The 23,994-nt window shown below is 64.1% G+C and carries 21 protein-coding genes and 1 pseudogene; 7 read left to right on the forward strand and 15 right to left on the reverse strand.

Going from position 1 to position 23,994, the window contains the following annotated elements:
- Nucleotides 1-55 precede the first annotated feature (55 nt).
- The 8 genes and pseudogenes from HW090_RS06670 to pilM form a co-directional block, all read right to left on the reverse strand.
- Nucleotides 56-1,600 carry an SPOR domain-containing protein gene (locus HW090_RS06670; RefSeq protein WP_179112775.1) on the reverse strand — a complete coding sequence of 515 codons (1,545 nt, stop codon included), beginning with the start codon at nt 1,598-1,600 and terminating at the stop codon, nt 56-58.
- A 7-nt stretch (nt 1,601-1,607) separates the two neighbouring features.
- Complete coding sequence (gene aroB, locus HW090_RS06675) at nt 1,608-2,714, reverse strand: 3-dehydroquinate synthase (RefSeq protein ID WP_179112776.1); 1,107 nt, start codon at nt 2,712-2,714, stop codon at nt 1,608-1,610.
- Between the two features lie 22 nt (nt 2,715-2,736).
- Nucleotides 2,737-3,264, reverse strand: a complete 528-nt coding sequence (gene aroK / locus HW090_RS06680) for a shikimate kinase AroK (RefSeq protein WP_179112777.1) — start codon at nt 3,262-3,264, stop codon at nt 2,737-2,739.
- Between the two features lie 7 nt (nt 3,265-3,271).
- Nucleotides 3,272-4,723 (reverse strand): annotated as a pseudogene (locus tag HW090_RS06685) (type IV pilus secretin PilQ); the annotation flags it as partial.
- Nucleotides 4,693-5,193, reverse strand: a complete 501-nt coding sequence (locus HW090_RS06690; protein WP_179112779.1) for a pilus assembly protein PilP — start codon at nt 5,191-5,193, stop codon at nt 4,693-4,695. The gene HW090_RS06690 and the pseudogene HW090_RS06685, both read right to left, overlap by 31 nt.
- Nucleotides 5,190-5,807: a type 4a pilus biogenesis protein PilO gene (locus tag HW090_RS06695; protein ID WP_179112780.1), complete on the reverse strand. Its 618-nt coding sequence runs from the start codon at nt 5,805-5,807 to the stop codon at nt 5,190-5,192. Before HW090_RS06695 ends, HW090_RS06690 begins: the two co-directional genes overlap by 4 nt.
- On the reverse strand, nt 5,804-6,379 hold the full coding sequence (locus tag HW090_RS06700; protein ID WP_179112781.1) for a PilN domain-containing protein: 576 nt from the start codon (nt 6,377-6,379) through the stop codon (nt 5,804-5,806). The genes HW090_RS06695 and HW090_RS06700 overlap by 4 nt, the downstream gene beginning before the upstream one ends.
- A complete protein-coding gene (gene pilM / locus HW090_RS06705) occupies nt 6,379-7,356 on the reverse strand; it encodes a type IV pilus biogenesis protein PilM (protein ID WP_179112782.1) in 978 nt (325 codons plus the stop codon). Before pilM ends, HW090_RS06700 begins: the two co-directional genes overlap by 1 nt.
- 168 nt (nt 7,357-7,524) lie before the next feature.
- Between pilM and HW090_RS06710 the strand changes: the two genes are divergently transcribed.
- From HW090_RS06710 to HW090_RS06720, 3 genes are all read left to right on the forward strand, one after another.
- Nucleotides 7,525-9,954 (forward strand): penicillin-binding protein 1A, encoded by a 2,430-nt coding sequence (locus HW090_RS06710; RefSeq protein WP_179112783.1) that lies wholly within the window; start codon nt 7,525-7,527, stop codon nt 9,952-9,954.
- A 159-nt stretch (nt 9,955-10,113) separates the two neighbouring features.
- The gene (locus HW090_RS06715) at nt 10,114-10,788 is read left to right on the forward strand and encodes a heavy metal response regulator transcription factor (RefSeq protein ID WP_179112784.1); all 675 of its coding nucleotides are present in this window, start codon (nt 10,114-10,116) and stop codon (nt 10,786-10,788) included.
- Nucleotides 10,785-12,182 carry a heavy metal sensor histidine kinase gene (locus HW090_RS06720; protein WP_179112785.1) on the forward strand — a complete coding sequence of 466 codons (1,398 nt, stop codon included), beginning with the start codon at nt 10,785-10,787 and terminating at the stop codon, nt 12,180-12,182. Before HW090_RS06715 ends, HW090_RS06720 begins: the two co-directional genes overlap by 4 nt.
- A gap of 30 nt (nt 12,183-12,212) precedes the next feature.
- Here the strand turns inward: HW090_RS06720 and HW090_RS06725 are convergent, their stop codons facing one another.
- The 5 genes from HW090_RS06725 to ftsY form a co-directional block, all read right to left on the reverse strand.
- Nucleotides 12,213-12,542 carry a DUF2790 domain-containing protein gene (locus HW090_RS06725; RefSeq protein WP_179112786.1) on the reverse strand — a complete coding sequence of 110 codons (330 nt, stop codon included), beginning with the start codon at nt 12,540-12,542 and terminating at the stop codon, nt 12,213-12,215.
- Nucleotides 12,543-12,752: 210 nt separating this feature from the next.
- The gene (gene rpoH / locus HW090_RS06730) at nt 12,753-13,607 is read right to left on the reverse strand and encodes an RNA polymerase sigma factor RpoH (protein WP_179112787.1); all 855 of its coding nucleotides are present in this window, start codon (nt 13,605-13,607) and stop codon (nt 12,753-12,755) included.
- 112 nt (nt 13,608-13,719) lie between these two features.
- A complete protein-coding gene (gene ftsX, locus HW090_RS06735) occupies nt 13,720-14,733 on the reverse strand; it encodes a permease-like cell division protein FtsX (RefSeq protein ID WP_179112788.1) in 1,014 nt (337 codons plus the stop codon).
- Nucleotides 14,733-15,401: a cell division ATP-binding protein FtsE gene (ftsE, locus tag HW090_RS06740; protein WP_179112789.1), complete on the reverse strand. Its 669-nt coding sequence runs from the start codon at nt 15,399-15,401 to the stop codon at nt 14,733-14,735. Before ftsE ends, ftsX begins: the two co-directional genes overlap by 1 nt.
- Before the next feature lie 6 nt (nt 15,402-15,407).
- Nucleotides 15,408-16,667 carry a signal recognition particle-docking protein FtsY gene (gene ftsY, locus HW090_RS06745; protein WP_179112790.1) on the reverse strand — a complete coding sequence of 420 codons (1,260 nt, stop codon included), beginning with the start codon at nt 16,665-16,667 and terminating at the stop codon, nt 15,408-15,410.
- A 268-nt stretch (nt 16,668-16,935) separates the two neighbouring features.
- On the opposite strand from ftsY, the gene HW090_RS06750 reads away from it, so the two are divergent.
- The 4 genes from HW090_RS06750 to HW090_RS06765 are packed head-to-tail and all read left to right on the forward strand — an operon-like array spanning nt 16,936 to nt 21,089.
- The gene (locus tag HW090_RS06750; protein ID WP_179112791.1) at nt 16,936-18,288 is read left to right on the forward strand and encodes a pitrilysin family protein; all 1,353 of its coding nucleotides are present in this window, start codon (nt 16,936-16,938) and stop codon (nt 18,286-18,288) included.
- Nucleotides 18,281-19,762, forward strand: coding sequence for a pitrilysin family protein (locus HW090_RS06755; RefSeq protein ID WP_179112792.1), 1,482 nt, complete (start codon nt 18,281-18,283; stop codon nt 19,760-19,762). Before HW090_RS06750 ends, HW090_RS06755 begins: the two co-directional genes overlap by 8 nt.
- On the forward strand, nt 19,762-20,367 hold the full coding sequence (rsmD, locus tag HW090_RS06760; RefSeq protein ID WP_179112793.1) for a 16S rRNA (guanine(966)-N(2))-methyltransferase RsmD: 606 nt from the start codon (nt 19,762-19,764) through the stop codon (nt 20,365-20,367). Before HW090_RS06755 ends, rsmD begins: the two co-directional genes overlap by 1 nt.
- Nucleotides 20,368-20,381: 14 nt before the next feature.
- Nucleotides 20,382-21,089, forward strand: a complete 708-nt coding sequence (locus HW090_RS06765; protein ID WP_179112794.1) for a 2'-5' RNA ligase family protein — start codon at nt 20,382-20,384, stop codon at nt 21,087-21,089.
- A 43-nt stretch (nt 21,090-21,132) separates the two neighbouring features.
- On the opposite strand, the gene thrC is transcribed toward HW090_RS06765, so the two are convergent.
- Both thrC and HW090_RS06775 read right to left on the reverse strand, forming a co-directional pair.
- Nucleotides 21,133-22,542 carry a threonine synthase gene (gene thrC, locus HW090_RS06770; RefSeq protein ID WP_179112795.1) on the reverse strand — a complete coding sequence of 470 codons (1,410 nt, stop codon included), beginning with the start codon at nt 22,540-22,542 and terminating at the stop codon, nt 21,133-21,135.
- Nucleotides 22,543-22,604: 62 nt separating this feature from the next.
- Nucleotides 22,605-23,909, reverse strand: coding sequence for a homoserine dehydrogenase (locus HW090_RS06775; protein ID WP_179112796.1), 1,305 nt, complete (start codon nt 23,907-23,909; stop codon nt 22,605-22,607).
- Between the last annotated feature and the right edge of the window lie 85 nt (nt 23,910-23,994).

Consider the following 23,994-nt stretch of genomic DNA (forward strand, 5'->3'; position numbering starts at 1 on the left):
TTGCAAGCCCCAAATCAGTGCATTGCGCACTTTTTTGGGGCGTTTTTTGCCTTTTTTACCTGATTTCCTGCTGGACACTGGCGAAGGTTCGTGGCCACGGCTTGCCGGCCTGCAGGTTGGCCGGCAGCGTCTTGATCGCCGCCACGGCTGCCGCACGGCTGGTAAAACTGCCATAAGTCACCACGTACAGCGGCTTACCCTGGTGCTGCTTGACGAAATAGTGGTAGTTCGCACCGTTCTTGCGCACCAGCTCCTGGGCATTACGCTCGTTGCCGGTCCCCAGGATCTGGATCAGGTAATGCGACCCATTCTGCCTTGCATACCAGTTCCCACTACTATTAGAGGCCGTCGCGGCAGGTGCTTTCGGCTTTTCCGCGACAATCTGCCGCACCGGAGCAGGCGTTTCCCTGGGTTTTTCCGCCACCACAGGCGCTTTGACCACAGGCGCCGGAGCAGGTATGGGTGCAGGAGCGGGCCTGGGTGCTGGTGCTGGTGCTGGTGCTGGTGCTGGTGCTGGTGCTGGTGCTGGTGTCGGGATGCTCACCGGGTTGTCCCGGCCGATACCCGCAAAATCTTCATCGACCTCGCCCGAAGCCGCCAGCGGCTCGCGAATGATCGGTTGTGGCTCGCCGGCCGGCCCTTCGAATTCGATCGCCGTGGAGTCCTTTCCGTCCCCGGAAGCATCGCCCGAAAATGCACCATTAATGGGCATGCCATTCGTCACTTTTGGTGCATTTTTTTCTTCGTAGGCCTCTCGGGAGAACAAAAAGCCCAGCCCGATCAGCAAAAGAATCGCCAGAACGGCAACCACATGCTTGATCGGCAGGGCTGCCAGCCAACCGCCCTTGCGCCCCGAAGAGCGCGACGCCTGCATCGCTTCGATCAGCTCATCCCGGGCCACTTGGTTGATCGCACCCGGCCAGCCTTCGGATATCTCGTGAATGCGCTCGATCTGCTGCTCATTGAGGCACTCGAGGCCACGCCCTGCACCTTCCAGGCGCAGGGACAGGTATTCGCGGGTTTCGTCCTCGTCATAGGGCTGCAGGGAAATGACATGGAAACGCTCCTGGTCATCGACCAGTGCATCCAGCCTCGCCACCAGCGCCGGCTCACCGAACAGGAACACATGCGGGCGCCCTTCATGGCTACCCTCGGCGAGGCGCAGTAGCGTTTCCACCGCGGCCCCGGTCAGGCGCTCGGCATCATCCACCAGCAGGTAGACCTCCTGCCCGGTCAGCCCCAACTGGATGATCTGCGCCAGCACACTGTCGAAATCAGCCCGCTCCGCCCCCAGCGCCTGCGCCACTTGTTGCAGCACGATGGCCGCGTCGGCGGACCCCTGCGGGGTGATCACCACGCTCTGTACCGTCTGCTTGTTGCTACTGGCCACCAGGGCCTGGCGCAGCAACGTCTTGCCACTGCCTTGAGGCCCACTCACGACCAGCAGCAACTGGCTGTAACGCGCCAGGTGGTGCAGTTGCCCAAGCACCGGCTTGCGTTGGGCCGGGAAGAACTTGAACCCCGGAACGCGCGTGGCGAAAGGATCGTGGCTGAACCCGTAGTAGTTCAGAAAGGTATCGTCGGCAGACAAACTGGACATGAACGTATTACCTGGATTCCAACTGTTGCGTCAGGGCGGCGTAATCCACCTCCAACGTTGTGTGTAGCGCATCGGTGGGGAAGTCCCCGGTCACGACCGCTTCGCCCAATTGCTTGAGCAGCACCAGTCGCAGTTGACCGTTGAGCACTTTCTTGTCGACCGCCATGTGCTGCATGAAGTCGGCCGCCGTCATATTGGTCGGTGGCGCAACCGGCAGCCCGGCACGGGCCAGCAGGCGCACGGCACGGTCACGCTGCTCGGCGCTGATCCAGCCCAGTTGACGAGACATCTCCAGAGCCATGACAGTTCCGGCGGATACCGCCTCGCCGTGCAGCCATGCGCCATAACCCTGGTGCGTTTCGATCGCATGGCCGAAGGTATGCCCGAGGTTGAGCGTGGCGCGTACACCGGACTCACGCTCATCGGCACCAACCACCCGTGCCTTGGCCGCGCACGAACGCTGGATCGCCTCGGCCAGCGCCTCGGGATCGAGTGCACGCAGACGATCGACGTGTGCCTCGAGCCAGCCAAGGAACGGCTCGTCGCAGATCAGGCCATACTTGATGACTTCAGCCAGGCCAGCGGACAGCTCACGCCCCGGCAGGGTTTCGAGGGTTTCGGTATCGATGATCACCGCCCGCGGCTGGTAGAAGGCACCGATCATGTTCTTGCCCAGCGGGTGGTTGATACCGGTCTTGCCGCCCACGGAGGAGTCCACTTGCGACAGCAACGTCGTAGGGATCTGGATGAAGTCGACACCGCGCTGGTAGCTCGCGGCGGCATAGCCGGCCATGTCGCCGATCACACCGCCGCCCAGGGCCACCACTGTCGTGCCACGGTCATGCCGCGCCTGCAGCAGTCCGTCGAAGATCAGTTGCAGGGTTTCCCAGTTCTTGTAGGACTCGCCGTCCGGCAACACGATGGGCGTTATGGCAAAGTCGCGCAGGCTGTGCTGCAGCCGGTGCAGGTACAGGGGGGCGACCGTCTCGTTGGTGACGATGGCGATCTGTCGGCCGCGTATCCGTTGCGCCAGCAGTTCCGTGTCGTCGAGCAGTTGCCGACCGATATGGATGGGATAACTGCGCTCGCCAAGTTCGACATTAAGAGTCTGCATGATGCCCCCTGTTAAAAGGCGCCTAGGATAACGCAGTTTCGCCCAGCGACTGCAGCCGCTCCAGTATCTGTACGACGACGTTCCGGGGTGGCCGCTCGTCTGTCTCGATGGTGATGTCCGCGATGCTTCTATAAAGAGGGTCGCGTATGGCCATCAGCTCGGCCAGCTTCTGCCCGGGATTGGCGGTTTGCAGCAGGGGCCGGTTGCGGTCGCGAGCAGTGCGGGCGAGCTGCTGCTCGACCGACGTGCGCAGATAGATGACGTGCCCACCCGCTTTCAGTGCGGCGCGGTTGTCTTCGCGCAATACCGCACCGCCGCCGGTCGCCAGCACCAGGCCATCCAACTGGCACAGGTCGACGATCACGGCATGCTCGCGCTCGCGAAACCCCTGCTCGCCCTCGACATCGAAAATCAGCGGGATGCTCGCCCCGGTGCGTTGTTCGATCACCTTGTCGGAGTCCTTGAACGGCAGGTGCAATTCTTTGGCGAGAAGCCTCCCGATGGTGCTCTTGCCAGCCCCCATCGGGCCTACGAGGATAAGGTTGCGCATCGACGGATCAGCGGTTCATCACAATGGCGGAAGCGCCCATGATACGCGGAGTGATGAAGACCAGCAGCTCGGATTTCTTGTCCTGCACCAGCTCCCGGCGAAAAAACCGCCCGACGAAAGGCAGATCGCCGAGCAGCGGTACCTTGTCCACCGATTTGCTCTGGGTCGTCGAGAAGACGCCGCCAATCACGATGGTCTCCTCATTGCCCACCAGCACCTTCGCATTCACTTCATTTTTCTTGATGGCCGGAACACCCGTGGTCGCGGCCTGGGAAAAATCCGGCTCGTCCTTGGTAACCCTCACGGCCAGGATGACGCGATTGTCCGGAGTGATCTGCGGCGTCACCTCCAGGGACAGCGAAGCCTCGCGGAAGGAGGTATTGACCGCGCCATTGGTATTGGTCGCCTGGTAGGGCACCTCGGCCCCCTTGAGGATCCGCGCCGTCTCCTTGTCCGCCGTCACCACCCTGGGCTGGGATACCACCTCGCCATTGCCGCTCTTCTCCATCGCCGACAGTTGCAGGTCCAGCAGCGCATCGTTGCCAACGAAGCCCAGGCCGATCCCCGACGTGGCCCCCACCGCGCCCATGTCCACGAAGGGTGAACTCTGCAATTCGATCCCGTCCGCGCCAAGCACGCCATCACGCCCCCAGGCGCTCCAGGCATTGCCACTGCGAACGCTACCGCCCCAGCGGACACCCAGGCTGCGGTCATAATCGACGCTCGCCTCTACGATGCGGGCCTCGATCATCACCTGGCGTATTGGGACATCCAGTTGCGCCACGATGCCACGCAGCTCTTCCAGCCGCTCACGGGACAGGTAGGCGACGAGACTGTTGCTGCGTTCGTCGACGGCAATGGAGCCCCGCCGTGCGGCGGGCGAGTCGGCTTCATCCGGCGCGGACTGGAACAGCTCGGCTATATCCGCCGCCCTGGCGTAATTGACCTGCACCACCTCGCGCTGCAATGGCAGCAGCTCGGCGTATTGCTGGCTCACTTCCAGCGCCTGGCGCTCGGCCTCGGCGATCTCATCGAGGGGCGCCACCAGCAACACGCCGCCCTCGCGCCGCAGCCCAAGGCCCTTGCTGCGCAATACCAGTGCGAGGGCCTGTTCGCCGGACACCTGCTGCAACCTGAGGGTGACCGTACCTTTCACGGCATCACTGACGATCAGGTTCCAGTCGGAAAAGTCGGCGATGATCTGCAGGGCGGCACGGACATCGATGTCCTGAAAATGCAATGACAACCGCTCCCCCCTCGGTGCCTCGGACAATACCTGGGCAGCACCGGGCTCGCCGCCATCCTGGGTTGCCGCCGATGTGCCAGCGCCCAATAGCCACGGCAAAACGGCCAGCACCAGCAGCGACCGCACACCGAAAGCCGACAGGTATCGCCCGCACGGTGCTCGCAGCACCGTTGCCAGGCCGTTCATGGCCGCACCGCCAGCACCAGTCGACGGGGGCGTTCATGCCAGCCGCCCTCACCGTCTGGAACGACCTCCAGCAACTCGATCGACGCCTCTTCGATCGCAACGACTCGCCCCCTGCTCGTCCCCAGGTAGTCACCCACGCCCACCCGGTGGACGCCACCCTCGCCTTTGGCGAGCCCATAGCGCCCCGTGCGCCCGGAAAGCCAACCGACCATGGTGAAGCGGGCGATATCGGCCCCTTCCAGCAGACCGCGAGGTTGCCCATTGCCGGGGAAATCCAGAGAGTCGCCTTGTCCATCCCCCTGGATCGCCTGGAAGGGATGCCGCAACGCCGCAGCGGTATAGGTAAAACCCTCGTATGCGGAAAAGACCGGCAGGGGCTCGGGAGGCAGCGCCGGCCTGGCCAGGGTTTCGGCCACGAAACCGGACAGATCACCCTTGGCGGCATGCTCATCGCACCCCGCCAGCAGCAGTATCGTCAGCAGACAGACTCGTTTCATTGGCTTACGTCCTTGTCTCGGTAGGCATAGGCTCGGGCCTGGATATCCATGCGCAGCCGGCCAGTGGGCGGCTTCTCCGGTCCGATGTCGAAGTCGTGCGGGGCCACCATTCCCGGCAACCTGGAGAGGTCACTGACGAAGGTCGCGAGCGCGTGGTACGTCCCTGTCAGGGAGAGCTGGATCGGTTGTTCTATATAAAAGGCGGATGCCGCCCCGGGCGGTAACCTGATCCCGTCGATCTGCACCCCACTCTCCAGCCCGCTGCGCGAGATAGCCTCCAGTACACCGGATACGCCACCATCGACCGGCCACTGCTGCACGACCCCATCGCGAGCCGAGCGCAGGTCGATCACCTGCTGCCGCAACGGCTCCAGGCCGCTCGCTCGGGCGGCCTGGCTGGAGAATCGCTGCCGAAGCAAGAGCTCCTGCGCCTCGGCCTGCCCCAATCGCGCCCTCACGTCATGCAGGCAGAGCCAATATTCCAGCGACAGGGATACGAGCAGCAGGCAGCCTGCACAGAGCACCTTGACCGTGGCCGGCCAACTTTCCGGCCGTGCCAATCGCTCGGGAAAATCGACCTCGCGCACGGCATCCAGCAGATGCAGGCCGCTCACGGCGCACCGCCTTCAGCAAGCGGCCCGCCAGCCACACTCCGCACACCAAGGCGGAATTGGCTGGCAGCGGGGCCTGCGTCACCAGGCATGCCATTGCGCACTTCGCTCAAGGCCGGAGACGCCAGCCAACGCGACTGCCCCAAGCGCTGCATGAATCCGGAAACAGCCTGATCCGAGTCGGCATGGCCCTCGATGGACAGCACGCCATCCTTCATTTTCAGCGCACTGAAATGCACGCCCTCCGGCAGAAGCCGCACCAGCTCCTCAAGCACCCGCCCGACGACGGGCCGGCTGGCTTGCAGCGCATGGAAGCGTTGCACCTGCTCCAACAGTGCACCTCGCTCATGTTCCAGAGCGGCGACCTCATCGATGTCACCGCCCAGCCTGGCAAGTTGCTGACGCAGATAGTCGTTGCGAGCGTCCTGCCGTTCCAGCGCGACACCCAGGCGCCACCCTGCCAGCAGGGTGAACACTGCGGAGCACACCAAGGCAACGCCGAGCAGCGTCAGGAAACGGCGGCGGCGAGACTGACGCAAGCGCTCCCGCCAGGGCAGCAGGTTGATGCCCGCCATCAGCTGAAACCTCCCAGCGCCAGCCCACAGGCCAGCGCCAATGCCGGAGCGATATCGGCCCGCACGGGCACGATGGCCCGCTCGCCCCGCCGCAACACTCGCAACGGGTCGAGAATCTCCGTCGGTATACCGCTTCGTTGCCTGATCGAGGCCGCCAGGCCCGCAAGGCTCGCACCACCGCCGAACAGACCGATGAAACCGGGTGCCGGCAAGACACTGGAGGCCTGGAAGAACCGCAATGCCCGCAGCACCTCCACCGTGATAGCTTCCGCCCTGCCCTCGCGATCATCGACCGTAATGCCCTCGGCGAAGGGCTGCTCCCGGCCATAACGGATGCACCCGGCCTGCAAGACACTGAGGCGAAGCATCCCCGCCCCGAGATCGACCAGCGCCACGCACAGGCCCTCCTCCACAGGCCCGCCCTCGGGAAAGGACAAGCCCCAGAAGCGCTCGATGGCGGCGGTTTCGATATCCACGGCCCGAACCCGCAGGCCCGCCAAGGCCAGGGCGGCCTCGCGACGGTCAACGTGTTCGCGACGACAGGCCGCCAGAAACACGGAAACACGTCCTGGCTCATGCGCACCCTGCTCCCGGACCTCGAAGTCCATGGCGACATCGTCGATGGGGTAGGGGATGTGGCGATTCGCCTCCGCGCGCAACTGGAGGTTCATTTCCTCATCGTCGAGGCCGGCCTCCATGTCCAGGGTGCGGGTCACCACCGACGCCCCACAGACCGCCACGACGGCGGAAGCCGAACGAATACGCGCCCGGGCCATGGCCCTCGCCAGCGCGGCCGCGACCAGCGACGGCTCGCGGATATGCCGCTCGGTCATGGCCTGCGGCGCAAGCGGCTCGCGGGCCCAGGCCTCCAGGCGGTAGCCTCCGGCGCTGCGACTCAGCTCGACGAGCTTGACCGAGGTCGAGCCAATATCGATCCCCAGGGCGGCCTCCGGCCTTCTATAGAACAATCCTGTCATGCTGCTTCCCTCGCTCCAGCCAGGGGGATGACGCGCCGCCAGCCATCCCGTGCCTGCCCCGGCATCCATCGCCGGGCGTTTGAAAATGCGCGTATAATGCGGCCCGTTGCGCCATAGGCAGCCTCTGCGGCAGCGGCCGTCCCTCCACCCGAATTCAAAGACTCTCTGATGCGTTTTCTGAAGTTCTTACTCTGGTCGTGCGCCACCCTGTTCTTTGGCCTGCTGCTCTGCCTGAGCGGCGCCTTCCTGTACCTGAGCCCCAGCCTGCCGTCCGTCGACGCCCTGCGCAGCATCCAGTTGCAGATCCCCCTGCGGGTCTACAGCAGCGATGACAAGCTGATCGCCGAGTTCGGCGAAATGCGCCGCTCGCCGATCCGCTTCGAAGACATTCCGCAGGATTTCATCGACGCCCTGCTCTCCGCCGAAGACGATAATTTCGCCAATCATTATGGCGTCGACGTCAAAAGCCTTATGAGAGCTGCGACACAATTATTGAAAACAGGCCAGATCCAGACCGGTGGCAGCACCATCACCATGCAGGTGGCCAAGAACTACTTCCTGAGCAGCGAGCGCAGCTTCTCGCGCAAGATCAATGAAATCCTGCTGGCCCTGCAGATCGAGCGGGAGCTGAGCAAGAACGAGATCCTCGAGCTGTACGTCAACAAGATCTACCTGGGCAATCGCGCCTACGGCATCGAGGCCGCGGCCCAGGTCTACTACGGCAAGTCGATCAACGAGCTGAGCCTGGCGCAACTGGCCATGATCGCCGGCCTGCCCAAGGCCCCCTCGGCATTCAACCCGCTGGCCAACGCGACGCGCAGCAAGGAACGCCGCGACTGGATCCTTGCCCGTATGTATCGCCTTGGCAAGATCGACGAAACCCGTTTCCAACAGGCGCTGGCCGAGCCGGTCGATGCCAGCTACCACGGTGCGACACCCGAGCTGGACGCACCTTATATCGCAGAAATGGCCAGGTTCGACATGGTCGGCCGCTTCGGCTCCGAAGCCTACACGGATGGCTATCGGGTCTATACCACCATCGACAGCAGCCGCCAGGAAGCCGCCAACCGGGCCTTGCAGAACGGCATGATCGACTACGACCAGCGCCACGGCTATCGCGGGCCGGAAGCACGCATGGACGACCTGCCACGCGCCAAATGGTCGGGCAAACTGGCCGAATACCGCACCCTGTCGGGCATGCAGGCCGTGGCGGTCACCGTAGTGGCCAGCGATCACATCCAGGTGCTGACCCGTGGCGACAGCGAACTGCGCGTCGACTGGGACAGCATGAAATGGGCTCGCCCATTCCTGAACAGCAACAGCATGGGCGCTCGCCCGCAACGCCCGGCCGACGTGGTCAAGGTGGGTGATATCGTCCGTATCCGCTGGCAGGAAGAGCGGGCCCTGTTCAGCCAGGTACCCAAGGCCCAGGCCGCGCTCGTCGCGCTGGCACCGGAAAACGGCGCCATCCAGGCCCTGACCGGCGGCTTCTCTTTCGGCCAGAGCAACTACAACCGCGCCACCCAGGCCAAGCGTCAGCCGGGTTCCAGCTTCAAACCCTTCGTCTATGCCGCCGCGCTGGATGCCGGCTTCACTGCTGCCAGCCTGGTCAACGACTCGCCGATCGTCTTCGTCGAGGAAGGCATGGATCGCGTCTGGCGTCCGAAGAACGACAACAACACCTTCCTCGGCCCGATCCGCATGCGCGAGGCGCTCTACAAGTCTCGCAACCTGGTGTCCATACGGCTGTTGCAGACCATCGGCATCGACTACTCGATCAAGTACATCAGCCGCTTCGGCTTCGCTCCGCAGGACCTGCCGCGCAACCTCTCCCTGGCACTGGGCACGGCCACCCTCACGCCCATGGAGATCGCCACCGGCTGGAGCACGTTCGCCAACGGCGGCCACAAGATCGAACCGTTCCTGATCCAGCGCGTGGAAGATCGCCAGGGCCAGGTGGTATTCGAAGCGGACCCGCTGCAGGTCCCCCACACACCATCCGCGGACCTCGACGACGACGGCGAACCGGTGCTCACCACTTTTGCCCAAGCAGCCGGCCACCCGATGGATGAGCAGCGCCCCGTGCGCCATGCCGAACAGATCATCGACGAACGGACGGCCTACATCATGACCAGCATGCTGCAGGACGTGATCAAGCGCGGCACCGGACGCCGCGCCATGGCCCTCGGCCGCTCGGACCTGGCCGGCAAGACCGGCACCACCAACGACTCGATCGACAGTTGGTTCTCCGGCTACAACGCCGACCTGGTCACCACCGTATGGGCCGGCTTCGATCAACCGCAGAGCCTTGGCCGCAATGAATACGGTGGCACGGTGGCCTTGCCGATCTGGATCGACTTCATGGGCGCGGTACTCAAGGGCAAGCCGGAGCACCTGCCCGATGAGCCGGCCGGTCTGCTGACATTGCGTGTCGACCCGGTCAGCGGCCGGGCCGCCACGGCGACGACGCCGGACGCCTATTACGAAGTGTTCAAGAGCGAGGACTCGCCACCGCCGATGAGCGAGTTCGAACCTGGCTACCAGGCGCCCGGCAGCCCGCTGCCCTCCTCCGAAGAAGCGCCCCTCGACCTCTTCTGATTGCTCGCCGCCCCATGCCGGGGTGGCGCCCTCTCGGCAAGATGACAGCGGCATTACGAATCTGTAATGCCGCCCTTCTGTTCGCCCGTTGCCTCTATCATTCGTCTGTTGCCAGACTGGGCCCCTTCGGCCCGCCCGCCACGCACCGGACAGCCCCCCATGCGCATCCTGATCGTAGAAGACGAAGTGAAGACCGCCGAGTACCTGCACCAGGGCCTCACGGAGAGCGGCTTCGTGGTGGATACGGCGCAGACCGGTGTCGATGCGCTGCGCCTGATCAGCCTGAACAGCTACGACCTGGTCATCCTCGACGTCAACCTGCCACTCATCGACGGCTGGGACGTGCTGGCCAACATCCGTCGCCACCATGACACCAGGGTCATGATGCTCACTGCCAGGGGGCGCCTGTCGGACAAGTTGAAGGGGTTCGATGCCGGGGCGGACGACTATCTGGTCAAGCCATTCGAGTTTCCGGAACTGCTGGCGCGCATCCGCTCCCTACTCAAGCGCAGCGCGCAACCGTCGCTGCCGGACACCCTGCGGGTCGCCGATCTCGAACTGGACCCGGGGCGGCACAAGGCCTTTCGCAATGGCCAGCGCATCGACCTGACGACCCGGGAATTTCGCCTGCTTCACCTGTTGATGCGCCGCAGTGGCGAGGTCTTGTCCCGGACGCAGATCATCTCCCAGGTCTGGGACATGAACTTCGACTGTGACACCAACGTCGTGGAGGTCTCGATCCGGCGCCTGCGGGCCAAGATCGACGATCCGTTCGAAGCCAAGCTGATCCACACGCTGCGCGGCGTCGGCTATGTCCTGGAGAGCCGTGAATGAAAACCGCCAGCCTGTCCATGCGCCTGGGGCTGTCCGTGGTGCTGATGGGCGCCGCGCTGGTGGTATTGCTGAGCGCACTGGCCTACCTGTCCCTGACCCGCCAACTGGATCTGATTGCCCAGCAGAACCTCAAGGACAAGCTCGAACAGCTACAGCACACCTTGAACGACCGGGTCGAACACCCGGACGCGACCCAGCAACTGCACCGACTGCAAGACCTGATCGGCGGGCACAACAACCTGTACTTCAGCCTCTATGGCCCGCCCCCGGAACAGCGCCTTCTGTTCCAGGTCGGCGGCCCACTCAATCAAGGGCATCTGATGAGCCCGCTCATCGGCGAGGAAGCGCACTACCGAAGCTGGAAGGACGAACGCGGCAACGAGTTGCTGACCATCGTGCGCAAGGTCCGCCTGGCGGATGGCAGCCAGGCCTGGGCGCTGCTCAGCCAGGACCGCGCGGCCGACCGTGCCCTGCTCAGCGCCTACCTCGACTCGGCCCTGCTCGCCCTGCCCCTGCTGTTGCTGCTGATCGGTGCTGGTGCCTGGTGGGTAACACTGCGTGGATTGGCGCCGCTGCATCGCTTCCGCCGGGTCGCGGCGCTGGTTTCGACACAGGACCTCAGCCATCGCATCGAGCAGAAGGACCTGCCCCTGGAACTGCGAGAGCTGGCCGACGGCATCAATGTCATGTTGCAACGCCTGGACGATGGCGTCCGCCAGCTTTCACAGTTCTCCGACGACCTGGCCCACGAACTGCGCAGCCCCATCACCAACCTTATGGGCCGCGCCCAGGTAACGCTGTCGCGCGAACGCGATACGGAAGACTACAAGGTAGCCCTGGAAAGTTGCGTGGAAGAACTCAGGCGCATCACCCGCATCGTTGCCGACATGCTGTTCCTCGCTCAGGCCGATGCCAGCGGCCCGGATGACTTCCACTCCATCGACCTGGGCAGCGAGGCGGACACTGTCCTCGATCTGTTCAGCACTAGCGCCGAAGAAAGGAACATCCGACTGACACGCTCTGGCGATGCGCAGATAGAGGGCGAACGCCTGATGGTGCAGCGTGCGATCTCCAACCTGCTGTCCAATGCCATACGCCACAGCCCGGAAAACAGCACTGTCGAACTGAGGATCGACCCTCGTGAATCGGAAGTCGTGCTCAGTGTGACGAACCCCGGCACCGTCATTGCGCCCCAGCACCTGCCTCACCTGTTCGAGCGCTTCTACCGTATCGACAGTGGCAGGGCCCGCAGCGATGGCGGCAGCGGCCTGGGGCTAGCCATCGTGCATTCGACAATGCGCCATCACAAAGGCTCGGCCAGGGTCAGCAGCGACGCGGGACACACCACGTTCTACCTGCACTTCCCCAGACCAGGGACGGTCGACGTGGCGTAGCAGCGACCCACGCCGACCTCCGCGAGCGGATCACCGCTGGCTGCGACAACTCCCCTGGCCCTGGTAGCGGACCACTTCGATCTCGCGCCCCGTATTCTCGTAGGCCATCAGGCGCGGGACCGTCGCACAGGACTCGACCAGGGGGCTGAAATAGAAGGCCCTGGCGATATCCAGCTTCATACCGTACTGGTAGTCCTTGACGACCGGCATCGCCAGGCCGCGTGCATCGGCATAGCGCTGGATGCTTTCCAGTGCCGAGCGCTCGCTTTCCTGCACCAATCGCTCCGGAAACATGGCCGCCTGCGTGGCAGGTACAACGGCCATTGCCAGACCGGCCACAAGCCAACGGAATGCATTCATCGATCAGATCCTCCACGTGATAAGTCGAGAGGATGGTAACCAGCCGCAATGACCCCCTAATGGCTGCAACATTACATTTATGAAAGCGTCGCAAAACCGTCACGGCACTCACCTGTACGGCCATGGATCGCAGATATTTCATGCATGAACGCAAACGCCCCATGCACTTTCGTGCATGGGGCGTTCGTCGTTACGGTGAGCCGTTTTCGGTCAGGCCTGGATCGACGCCTTGAGCTTGTTCATGGCGTTCTTCTCAAGCTGCCGGATGCGCTCCGCCGAGACACTGTACTTGGCGGCCAGGTCGTGCAGGGTTGCCTTCTCCTCGCTCAGCCAGCGCTGTTGGAGGATATCGCGGCTGCGCTCGTCCAGGCCTTCCAGCGCTTCATACAGGCCGGAGCTGGAGCTATCGCTCCAGTCGGAGTCTTCCAACTGCCGAGCAGGATCGTAGCGATGGTCTTCCAGGTAGTACGCGGGCGCCTGGAAGGCTCCTTCGTCATCAGCATCCGCAGCCGGGTCGAATGCCATGTCATGGCCGCTCAGGCGACCTTCCATTTCACGCACTTCGCGTGGCTCGACGCCCAGGCCGTCGGCGACACGCAGGACTTCGTCATTGCTCAGCCAGGTCAGGCTCTTCTTCTGGCTGCGCAGGTTGAAGAACAGCTTGCGCTGGGCCTTGGTGGTCGCGACCTTGACGATGCGCCAGTTGCGCAGGATGAATTCGTGGATCTCGGCCTTGATCCAGTGCACGGCGAAGGACACCAGGCGCACACCCATTTCCGGGTTGAAGCGCTTGACCGCCTTCATCAGGCCGACATTGCCTTCCTGGATCAGGTCGGACTGGGACAGGCCATAGCCCGAGTAACTACGCGCGATGTGTGCGACGAAACGCAGGTGGGCCAGCACCATCTGACGGGCGGCCTCGAGATCCTGCTGATAGAAAAGGCGTCCCGCCAGCTCGCGTTCCTGCTCGACGGTGAGCAGCGGGATGCTGTTCACGGCCTGCACATAGGCTTCCAGGTTGGCACCCGGAACCAGAGCGTGAACAGGTTGCAGAGAAGTTGTCATGCAGTTCCTCCAAATATGAAGCTGCAGTAGTTTAGCACCCGTGGATCAGACTACAAGCAGCGTCGAAAGTTGCATTTGAACGAAATAGACGCTTTAAAATTTAGGCCTTCACTCAACGTGGCGCCAGCTCGCGCAGATGCCGCGCCACCGCCAGCCATGCGCCGATGTAGCCGAGCAATAATGCGCCGAGCACCAGGGAAAATCCATCGCTGGCCGGCACGCCCGCCAGGCCGAAGTCACTGCCATAGAGCCCCGCCAGATTCACCACGGCTTCGTTCAGCCAGCTCAACCCGTAGGCCAGCAGCAACCAGGCGATCAAGCCCGCTCCCAGACCGTACAGCACACCCATATAGAGGAAGGGGCGGCGTACATAGCCATCGGTTCCGCCCACCAGCTTGACCACCTCGATCTCGGTACGGCGGTTCTCGATGTGCAGGCGAATGGTGTTGCCGATGACCAACAGCAAGGTCGCGACCAGCAGGACCGTCAGGCCGAAGACGAAGCGGTCGCCCAGCTTCAGGATCGCCCCCAGGCGCTCGACCCAGACCAGGTCGAGTTGCGCCTGCTGCACGCCCGGCAGGTCGGCCAGGGTCTGGCGCAAGGCCTCCAGGCGCTCTTTGTCCACTTCGTCCGGCGTGACCAGGATCACGCCCGGCAACGGATTTTCCGGCAGTTCCTTGAGCGCCTCGCCCAGCCCGGACAGTTGCTGGAACTCTTCCAGCGCCTGCTCCCGGCTGATCCACTCGGCCTCGGCCACCCCCGGCATCGCGGCGACGTCATCGCGCAGCGCCTGCCCGGCCTTGGCCGAGACGTCCAGGTTCATGAAGACGGATATCTGCGCCGCCCGCTGCCAGGAGCCGCCCAGCCGCTCGGTATTGTCCAGCAGCAGCGCCAGCCCCATGGGCAGGCTCAGGGCGACGGCCATCACCAGACAGGTGAACAGGCTGCCGATCGGGTGCTTGAGCAGACGACTGATACTGTCCACCAGGCTCGCACGATGGCTCTCCAGCCAGGCCCGCAACAGTGTGCGGAAATCCGGCTCGTCCACCGGCTTGTGTACGGTCTGCGTCGGCGCGCCGCCGGCGCGTTCGGTGCTCTTGCTGTCGGGGTTGCGTGTCGCGCTCATCAGCCTGCCTCTCCATCGCCGATCAGGCGTCCGCGTTGCAAGGTCAGCATGCGGTGACGCATACGTGCGATCAGTGCCAGGTCGTGACTGGCGATCAGTACCGTGGTACCCAGGCGATTGATATCTTCGAACACGCCCATGATCTCGGCCGCCAGGCGCGGGTCGAGGTTACCGGTCGGTTCGTCGGCCAGCAGCAAGGCCGGCTGGTGCACCACGGCCCGGGCGATACCGACGCGCTGTTGCTGCCCGGTGGACAGGTCGGAGGGGTATTGCTCCGCCTTGTCCTTGAGGCTGACGCGCTCCAGCGCGGTCAGTACGCGCTTGCTGATCTCGTCCTTGGACAGGCCGAGGATCTGCAGCGGCAGCGCCACGTTGTTGAACACGGTGCGGTCGAACAGCAACTGGTGATTCTGGAAGACCACACCGATCTGCCGGCGCAGGAAGGGAATCTGCGCATTGCCGATACGGGACAGGTCCTGGCCGGCCAGCAGCAGCTTGCCGGAGGTCGGGCGCTCCATTGCCAGCAGCAGGCGCAGCAGCGTGCTCTTGCCGGCACCGGAGTGGCCGGTGACGAACAGGAACTCACCGCGCTGCACACGGAACGACAATTCATGCAGCCCGACGTGTCCGTTGGGGTAGTGCTTGGCGACCTGGTCGAAACGAATCATGGTGGCTCAGGCCTCCCGCTCGGCGAACAGGGCCGACACGAAGGCGTCGGCCTCGAAGGTGCGCAGGTCGTCGATGCCTTCGCCAACGCCGATATAGCGTATCGGCGTGCCGAACTGCTGGGCCAGGGCGAAGATCACACCGCCCTTGGCGGTCCCGTCCAGTTTGGTCAGGGCCAGCCCGGTCAGGTTGACCGCCTGGTTGAACTGACGGGTCTGGTTGATGGCGTTCTGCCCGGTACCGGCATCCAGCACCAGCAGCACTTCGTGGGGCGCGGTGTCATCCAGCTTGCCGATCACCCGATGCACTTTCTTCAACTCTTCCATGAGGTTGTCCTTGGTGTGCAGGCGACCTGCGGTGTCCGCGATCAGGACATCCACGCCACGGGCCTTGGCCGCCTGTACCGCATCGAAGATCACCGAGGCGGAATCGGCGCCGGTGTGCTGGGCGATCACGGCGATGTCGTTGCGCTCACCCCACACCTGCAATTGCTCGACCGCTGCGGCACGGAAGGTGTCGCCTGCGGCCAGCATGACTTTCTTGCCTTCAAGCTGCAGCTTTTTCGCCAGTTTGCCGATGGTCGTGGTCTTGCCGGCACCGTTCACACCCACCACCAGGATCACGTAGGGCTGCTTGCCGGTATCGATCTGCAAGGGTTGTTCGACCGGACGCAGTAGCTCGGCCAGTTCCTGTTGCAAGGCGGTATACAGGGCGCCGCTATCGGCCAGCTCCTTGCGTGCCACGCGGCGCGTCAGGTTCTGCATGATGACGCCCGTCGCCTCGACGCCCACGTCGGCCGTCAGCAGGCGGGTTTCCAGCTCTTCGAGCAGGTCGTCGTCGATGGCCTTCTTGCCCAGGAACAGGCTGGCCATGCCCTCGCCGATGCTGGCGCTGGTCTTCGACAGGCCCTGGCGCAAGCGTGCGAAAAAGCCGAGCTTGGCGGGCGCTGCCGGCACAGGGACGGGCGGCTCTGGCTCTGGCTCTGGCTCTGGCTCTGGCTCTGGCTCTGGCTCTGGCTCTGGCTCTGGCTCTGGCTCTGGCTCTGCAACAGGGTCGTGGGGCGCGGTCGGCGCCTGCAACACGTCATTCACAGGCTCAGGCTGCGGCGCCTCGGGCACGGGTTCGGACGGCGCGGGAAGGTCATCCGCAACGGTTTCATCGGACTCGGGAGCATCCGTTACCTGGGGCTTTTTACGAAACCAGCCGAACAGGCCTTTCTTTTCTCCGGTCTCGACCGGTGTCTTTTTGTCGTCGTTGGAACCAAACATGGAGAAAGTATTCTCAAGGGGTCGAAATACCAGCCGTAGCACTGGCCAAATAGTGCGTATCCTAGCACCTCATTCACCGCCAGAGCCAAAGCGACGATCCCGGCATTGCCTGCGTTCGCGCGCCTCTCTCAGCCCAGCGCCGCCGTCATGGCGCTGGTAACGATTACAGATAGCATCGAAGACTTTGCCTGGCCCGGCCGCACCAGTACCATGGCCGGCAGATTTTTCACCCGCAACCATCGACTTCGTAGACCCAAGAGCCCCTGCCATGTTCCCGATGCTTCGCCGTGCCACGGCCCTGATGCTGGGCGCGCTGTATGTTCCATTGCTGGCCGCCGCCGAGCCCCAGCCCACCCATGAATTCATCCTCGATAACGGCCTCAAGGTCATCGTGCGTGAAGACCACCGAGCGCCCGTGGTCGTCTCGCAGCTCTGGTACAAGATCGGCTCCAGTTATGAAGCCCCCGGCAACACCGGCCTGTCCCATGCGCTCGAACACATGATGTTCAAGGGCAGCAGCAAACTGGAGCCAGGCGAAGCCTCACGCATCCTGCGTGAGCTGGGCGCGGAAGAGAACGCCTTCACCAGCGACGACTACACGGCCTACTACCAGGTCCTGGCCAGCGACCGCCTGGAAGTCGCCTTCGAACTGGAAGCCGATCGCATGGCCAGCCTCAAGCTGCCCGCCGACGAGTTCGCCCGTGAAATCGAAGTGATCAAGGAAGAGCGCCGCCTGCGCACCGACGACCGACCCAGTTCCCTGGCGTTCGAGCGCTTCAAGGCGCTGGCCTACCCGGCCAGCGGCTACCGCACGCCGACCATCGGCTGGATGGCCGACCTCGAACGCATGAACATCGATGACCTGCGCGCCTGGTACGAAACCTGGTATGCGCCCAATAACGCCACCCTGGTGGTCGTCGGCGATGTCACCGTGAAGCACGTCCGCGAACTGGCCGAGCGCTACTTCGGCCCCATCGAGAAGCGCCAACAGCCCCAGGCCAAGCGCCCACTGGAACTGGCCGAACCGGGCGAGCGCCGCCTGACGCTGCACGTCAAGACTCAGTTGCCCAGCCTGCTCATGGCCTTCAACGTGCCGTCCCTGGCGACCGCCGAGCAGGCCCGTCCGGTGCATGCCCTGCGCCTGATCTCGGCCCTGCTCAGCGGCGGCGCCAGCGCCCGCCTGCCTGCACGCCTGGAACGTGGCGAAGAACTGGTGAGCGGCGCATCCGCCTGGTACAGCGCACACACCCGCGGCGACAGCCTGTTCGTCCTCAGCGCGGCCCCCAATACCCAGAAGCAACGCACTCTGGAAGAGGCCGAAGCCGGCCTGTGGCGCGAGCTTGAAGCCCTCAAGCAGACGCCGCCGGACGCGGACGAACTGGAACGTGTCCGTGCCCAGGTCATTGCCGCCCTGGTCTACGAGCGCGACTCGATCACCCAGCAGGCCAACACCATCGGCCAACTGGAAAGCGTCGGCCTGTCGTGGAAGCTCATGGATCAGGACCTGGCCGCACTCGAGTCGGTCACCCCCGAAGATATCCAGAGCGCCGCCCGCACCTACTTCACCCCGGCCCGCCTGAGCGTCGCCCATGTTCTTCCCGAGGAAGCCCGCCATGAATGAGTCGAACCCTCTGCGCCGGCCCCTGACCCTGCTGTTACTGGCCAGCCTCGTCACGCTGGGCGCCTGCAAGCAGGAAACGACACCCGCCCCGCAACCAGCCATCGCCGCCGAACCGGCGCCGCGCCTGCAATCCCTGGCCGCACTCGACAATCAACCGCTGCCACGGCGCCAGTTGGACATCCAGAGCTGGCGCACCGAGGAAGGCGCCAAGGTGCTGTTCGTCGCATCCCGTGAGCTGCCGATGTTCGACCTGCGCCTGATCTTCGCTGCCGGCAGCAGCCAGGATGCCGGCACACCCGGCCTGGCACTGCTGACCAACGCCATGCTCGACGAAGGCATCGAAGGCCGTGACGTCACCGCCATCGCCCAGGGCTTCGAAGGCCTGGGCGCCGGCTTCGGCAATGGTGCTTACCGCGACATGGCCATCGCCAGCCTGCGCAGCCTGAGCGCCAAGGACAAGCGCGAGCCCGCCCTGGCACTGTTCACCCAGGTCGTCAGCCAGCCAACCTTCCCTGCCCCTTCGCTGCAACGCATCAAGAACCAGTTGCTGGCCGGCTTCGAGTTCCAGAAGCAGAACCCCGGCAAACTGGCCAGCCTGGAACTGTTCCAGCAGCTCTACGGCACTCACCCCTACGCCCATCCGAGCGAGGGCACGGAGCAATCCATCCCGGCTATCTCGCTCGACCAGTTGCGCGCCTTCCATGCAAAGGCCTACAGCGCCGGCAACGTCGTGATCGCCCTGGTCGGCGACCTCGACCGTCCGCAGGCCGAGGCCATCGCGGCGCAAATCTCCAGCGCCCTGCCCGCCGGCTCCGCGCTGCCGCCAACGCCAAAACCCCAGGCCGCCAAGCCCGGCCTGCATGTCATCGAATACCCGTCCAGCCAGAGCCACCTGATGCTCGCTCAGCTCGGCATTTCCCGTGACGACCCGGATTACGCGGCCCTCTACCTGGGCAACCAGATCCTCGGCGGCGGCGGCTTCGGTACCCGGTTGATGGAAGAGGTGCGGGAAAAGCGCGGCCTGACCTATGGCATCTACTCGGCCTTCAGTCCGATGCGCGCCAACGGCCCCTTCATGATCAACGTACAGACCCGCGCAGAGCTGGCCGATGGCACCCTGAAACTGGTGCAGCAACTGGTACGCGACTTCCTCGCCGAAGGGCCGAGCGAAGCCGAGCTGCAACGCAGCAAGCGGCAGATTGCCGGCAGCTTCCCGCTGTCTACCGCCAGCAACGCCGATATCGTCGGCCAGTTGGGCAGCATCGGTTTCTATGACCTGCCGCTGACCTACCTGGAAGACTTCATGCAGCAGATCCAGGCGCTCAGCACCGAGCAGGTCAAGGACGCCATGAACCGCCATCTCGATGCCGATGATTTTGTCATCGTGCGCGCCGGCCCGAGCGTGGCACAGCAGCCCCTGCCGCCACCGACCAACGGCCCGCGCGAGCAGCCGTCCGGAGTGCCGGAGCACTGATGAGCAGACCACCCAAGCGCACCACCGCACACGCCCAGCCTTCCCGAGGCGAAGGCCACCTGCGCATCATCGCTGGCGAGTGGCGCTCACGCCGCTTCAGCTTCCCGGATGCCGAGGGGTTGCGCCCGACACCCGACCGGGTCCGCGAAACGCTGTTCAACTGGCTGGCCCCATACCTGCCGGGCGCCAGTGTGCTGGACCCCTTCGCCGGCAGCGGCGCGCTGTTCCTCGAGGCCCTGTCACGGGGCGCCAGCCGCGCCCTGTGCCTGGACCTCAACGGCGATGCCGTGGCCAGCCTGCGCAAACACCTGCAAACGCTTGGCTGCGACAATGGCCAGGTTCAACAGGACGATGCACTGCGTTACCTGGATCGCCCCGCCGACAGCACCTTCGACCTGGTATTTCTCGACCCGCCGTTCAACCGCGACCTGCTGCTGCCTGCCTGCGAGCATCTGGAGCGCAACGGCTGGCTGGCGCAGAACGCCTGGGTCTATACCGAAAGCGAAAGCGCCCCGTCCAGCCTGGGCCTACCGGCCAACTGGCGCCTGCACCGGGAGAAAAAGACCGGCAACGTGCACTACGCCCTGTGGCAGCGCACGGCGTAGACGGCTCCGAAGCGATGAACAATGCGCCCGCCTTGCGGCTGTCCGAGGCGGGTTTCACCCAGGCGACACTGCCCAGCCGCCTGGGCGATTACCCTGACTGGCACCAGGGGCGCGAGCGCTATGGCGTCTGGCTCATGGAAATCGATTCGCCGGCATTGCTGGCCTATATCACCGACGTCCGCCAGGCGCTCGCCGACCTGCTGCATCCGCAATACCAGCGCCAGCCCCATATCACCCTGTTCGTCTGCGGCTTCGAGCAGCCCGAGAAGCGCCTGTCCGACGACTTCACGGCACAAGCCCTGCGCGTGCAATGCGACAGCCTGCAGCGCCTGGCGCCCTCGTCATTCGAGCTGCAGGCCAGCCATCTGGACAGCTTCGCCAGTGCGGCCTTTATCGCCCTGGAAGACCCACAGGCCAGCCTGGCACCTCTGCGCCAGGCCCTGAGCCAGGGCAGTGAAGAAATACGCTACGCGTCCTACGTACCGCACCTGACCCTCGGTCTCTATCGCCAGAGCATCGACGCCCAGGCGTTGCGCCAGCGCCTGGCGGCCCTTCCTGCGCCGCCTTCGGCGCCCTTGCGGATCACCCGCCTGCTCTATTGCACCTATTGCGCCCAGGAACAGTTCGGCCCGCTGTCGGAGCGCTACCGCATGGAACTGGCAGACGCCGTAGCCCCTCCACCACGGACACGGCAGGAGCCGGTAAAAACGCCACACCAATAAAAAGGCCGCTCGACGAGAGCGGCCTTCGGGCAGTGCAAACCGATTACAGCGGCTTGCCGCGGTTGCCATGCTGGCTGACGAACGCCTGCACCGTCGCCAGATCGTTGTCCAGTACCGTGCAACGCTCGGGGCGCTCGAACAGGTCGCTCAGGTGTGCCGGCAACTCCAGCGCTGTACCGACGCCGGCCTGCTCCACGGCATCGGGGAATTTCACCGGATGCGCGGTACCGAGGATCACCATCGGCGTGCTCAGACTGCGGCGGCACTCGCGGGCCGCACGCACGCCAATGGCGGTGTGCGGATCGAGGACTTCACCGGTCTGGGCGAAGACCTCGGCGATGGTACGGCTGGTCTGCTCGTCATCCACGGCCAGCGAGTCGAACAGGCGCCGCGCTTCGTGCCAGATGCCATCTTCCACGGACAGCTTGCCACTGCTGCGGAAGTCGCTCATCAGTTGCGCCACGGCGGCACCGTTACGGCCATGCAGGTCGAACAGCAGACGTTCGAAGTTGGACGACACCATGATGTCCATCGATGGCGACAACGTCGGGTGCAGGGTGTCCTTGTCGTAACGGTTGCCCGACATGAAGCGGTGCAGGATGTCGTTGCGGTTGGTGGCGACCACCAGTTGGCTGATCGGCAGCCCCATGTTGCGCGCCAGGTAGCCGGCGAAGATATCGCCGAAGTTGCCGGTCGGCACCGAGAAGGCCACCGAGCGGGACGGCGCGCCAAGCTGGATGGCGGCATGGAAGTAGTAGACGATCTGGGCCATGATCCGCGCCCAGTTGATCGAGTTGACCGCCACCAGGCGCGTTCCCTTGAGGAAGCCCTGGTCGGCGAAGCTGGCCTTGACCATCTCCTGGCAGTCGTCGAAGTTGCCTTCGATGGCGATGTTATGGATGTTCTCGCCGAAGATGGTGGTCATCTGCCGGCGCTGCACCTCGGACACACGGTTGTGCGGGTGCATGATGAAGATATCGACGTTGTCGCAGGCCTTGCAGCCTTCGATGGCCGCCGAGCCGGTGTCGCCGGAAGTGGCGCCCATGATCACCACGCGCTCGCCACGCTTGGCCAGCACATGGTCGAGCAGGCGACCGAGCAGTTGCAGGGCGAAGTCCTTGAACGCCAGGGTTGGGCCGTGGAACAGCTCCAGCACCCACTCGTTGCCGTCCAGTTGGCGCAGGGGCGCCACCGCGTTGTGTGCAAATACGCCGTAGGTCTCTTCGAGAATCTTTTTGAAATCGGCATCGGCGATACTGCCGGCGACGAAGGGGCGCATCACCCTGAAGGCCAGCTCGTGGTACGGCAGGCCCGCCCAGGAAGCGATCTCCTCGACGGTGAAGCGCGGCAGGTTCTCCGGCACATAGAGGCCGCCATCGCTGGCCAGGCCGGCCAGCAGGACATCTTCGAAATTCAGGATGGGCGCCTGGCCACGGGTGCTGATATAGCGCATTTGTTCAGACCTTCGATGTTGGCTTGAGGCGCAGGTCCGTCGACCTGCCGCCTGCCGCCCGATTAATTCAGTTGTTCGACGCGAATCCGCACGACCTTGCCGGCCACGCCTTCCAGCGCTTCGAGGGCGCGGATGGCGTCGTCCATATGCTCTTCACGCACGCGGTGAGTGACGAGGATCATCGGCACCAGGCCATCCTGCTCTTCCGCCTCTTTCTGCATGATCGATTCGATGTTGATGCCACGCTCGGACAGGATAGACGCCACCTGAGCCAGCACGCCGGGATGATCCTTGGCCTGGATACGCAGGTAATAGGCGCTTTCGCTACGGGCGATCGGCAGGACCGGATGGTCGGACAGCACGTCCGGCTGGAAGGCCAGGTGCGGTACGCGGCTCTCGGGGGTGCAGCTCAGCGCACGGGCGATATCCACCACATCCGCCACCACGGCGGAGGCGGTCGGCTCCATGCCAGCGCCAGCACCGTAATAGAGCGTGGAACCGACGGCGTCGCCGTTGACCATGACCGCGTTCATCACGCCATTGACGTTGGCCAGCAGGCGGTCGGCGGGGATCAGCGTCGGGTGAACGCGCAGTTCGATGCCCTCTTCCGTACGACGGGCTACGCCCAGGTGCTTGATGCGGTAACCCAGGGCCTCGGCATAGTTGACATCGTCAGTGGTCAACTGCGTGATGCCCTCGGTATAAGCCTTGTCGAATTGCAGCGGGATGCCAAAGGCAATCGAAGCGAGGATGGTCAGTTTGTGCGCAGCATCGATGCCTTCCACGTCGAAGGTCGGGTCGGCTTCGGCATAGCCGAGCGCCTGGGCTTCCTTGAGCACATCATGGAAGTCACGGCCCTTCTCGCGCATCTCGGTCAGGATGAAGTTGCCGGTGCCGTTGATGATGCCGGCCAGCCAGTTGATGCGATTGGCCGACAGGCCTTCGCGCAGCGCCTTGATCACAGGGATACCGCCGGCCACCGCGGCTTCGAACGCGACGATCACGCCCTTCTCGCGGGCCTTGGCGAAGATTTCGTTGCCGTGTACGGCAATCAGCGCCTTGTTCGCCGTGACCACGTGCTTGCCCTGGGCAATCGCTTCGAGCACCAGGTCGCGCGCGACGGTATAGCCGCCAATCAGTTCGATGACGATATCGATCTCGGGGTTGCGGACCAGCTCGAACACATCGTTGGTGATCGAAATGCCCTGGGTATCGCACTTCGGATTGGCATCGCGAGCGGCGATCTGGCCGACCTCGATGGCGCGTCCGACCCGGCGCGCAATTTCCTCGGCATTGCGTTTGAGTACATTGAAGGTGCCGCCACCAACGGTCCCCAGTCCACAGATGCCTACTTTCACCGGTTTCAAGCTGAACCCCCATTCACACAAGCAAGAAGTCGGAGCGACCGACCACATAAAAAGAGCCGCACATTACGAAGCACGCTGGCTTTAG

Source organism: Pseudomonas sp. ABC1, assembly GCF_013395055.1.
In the GTDB taxonomy this organism is placed as follows: domain Bacteria; phylum Pseudomonadota; class Gammaproteobacteria; order Pseudomonadales; family Pseudomonadaceae; genus Stutzerimonas.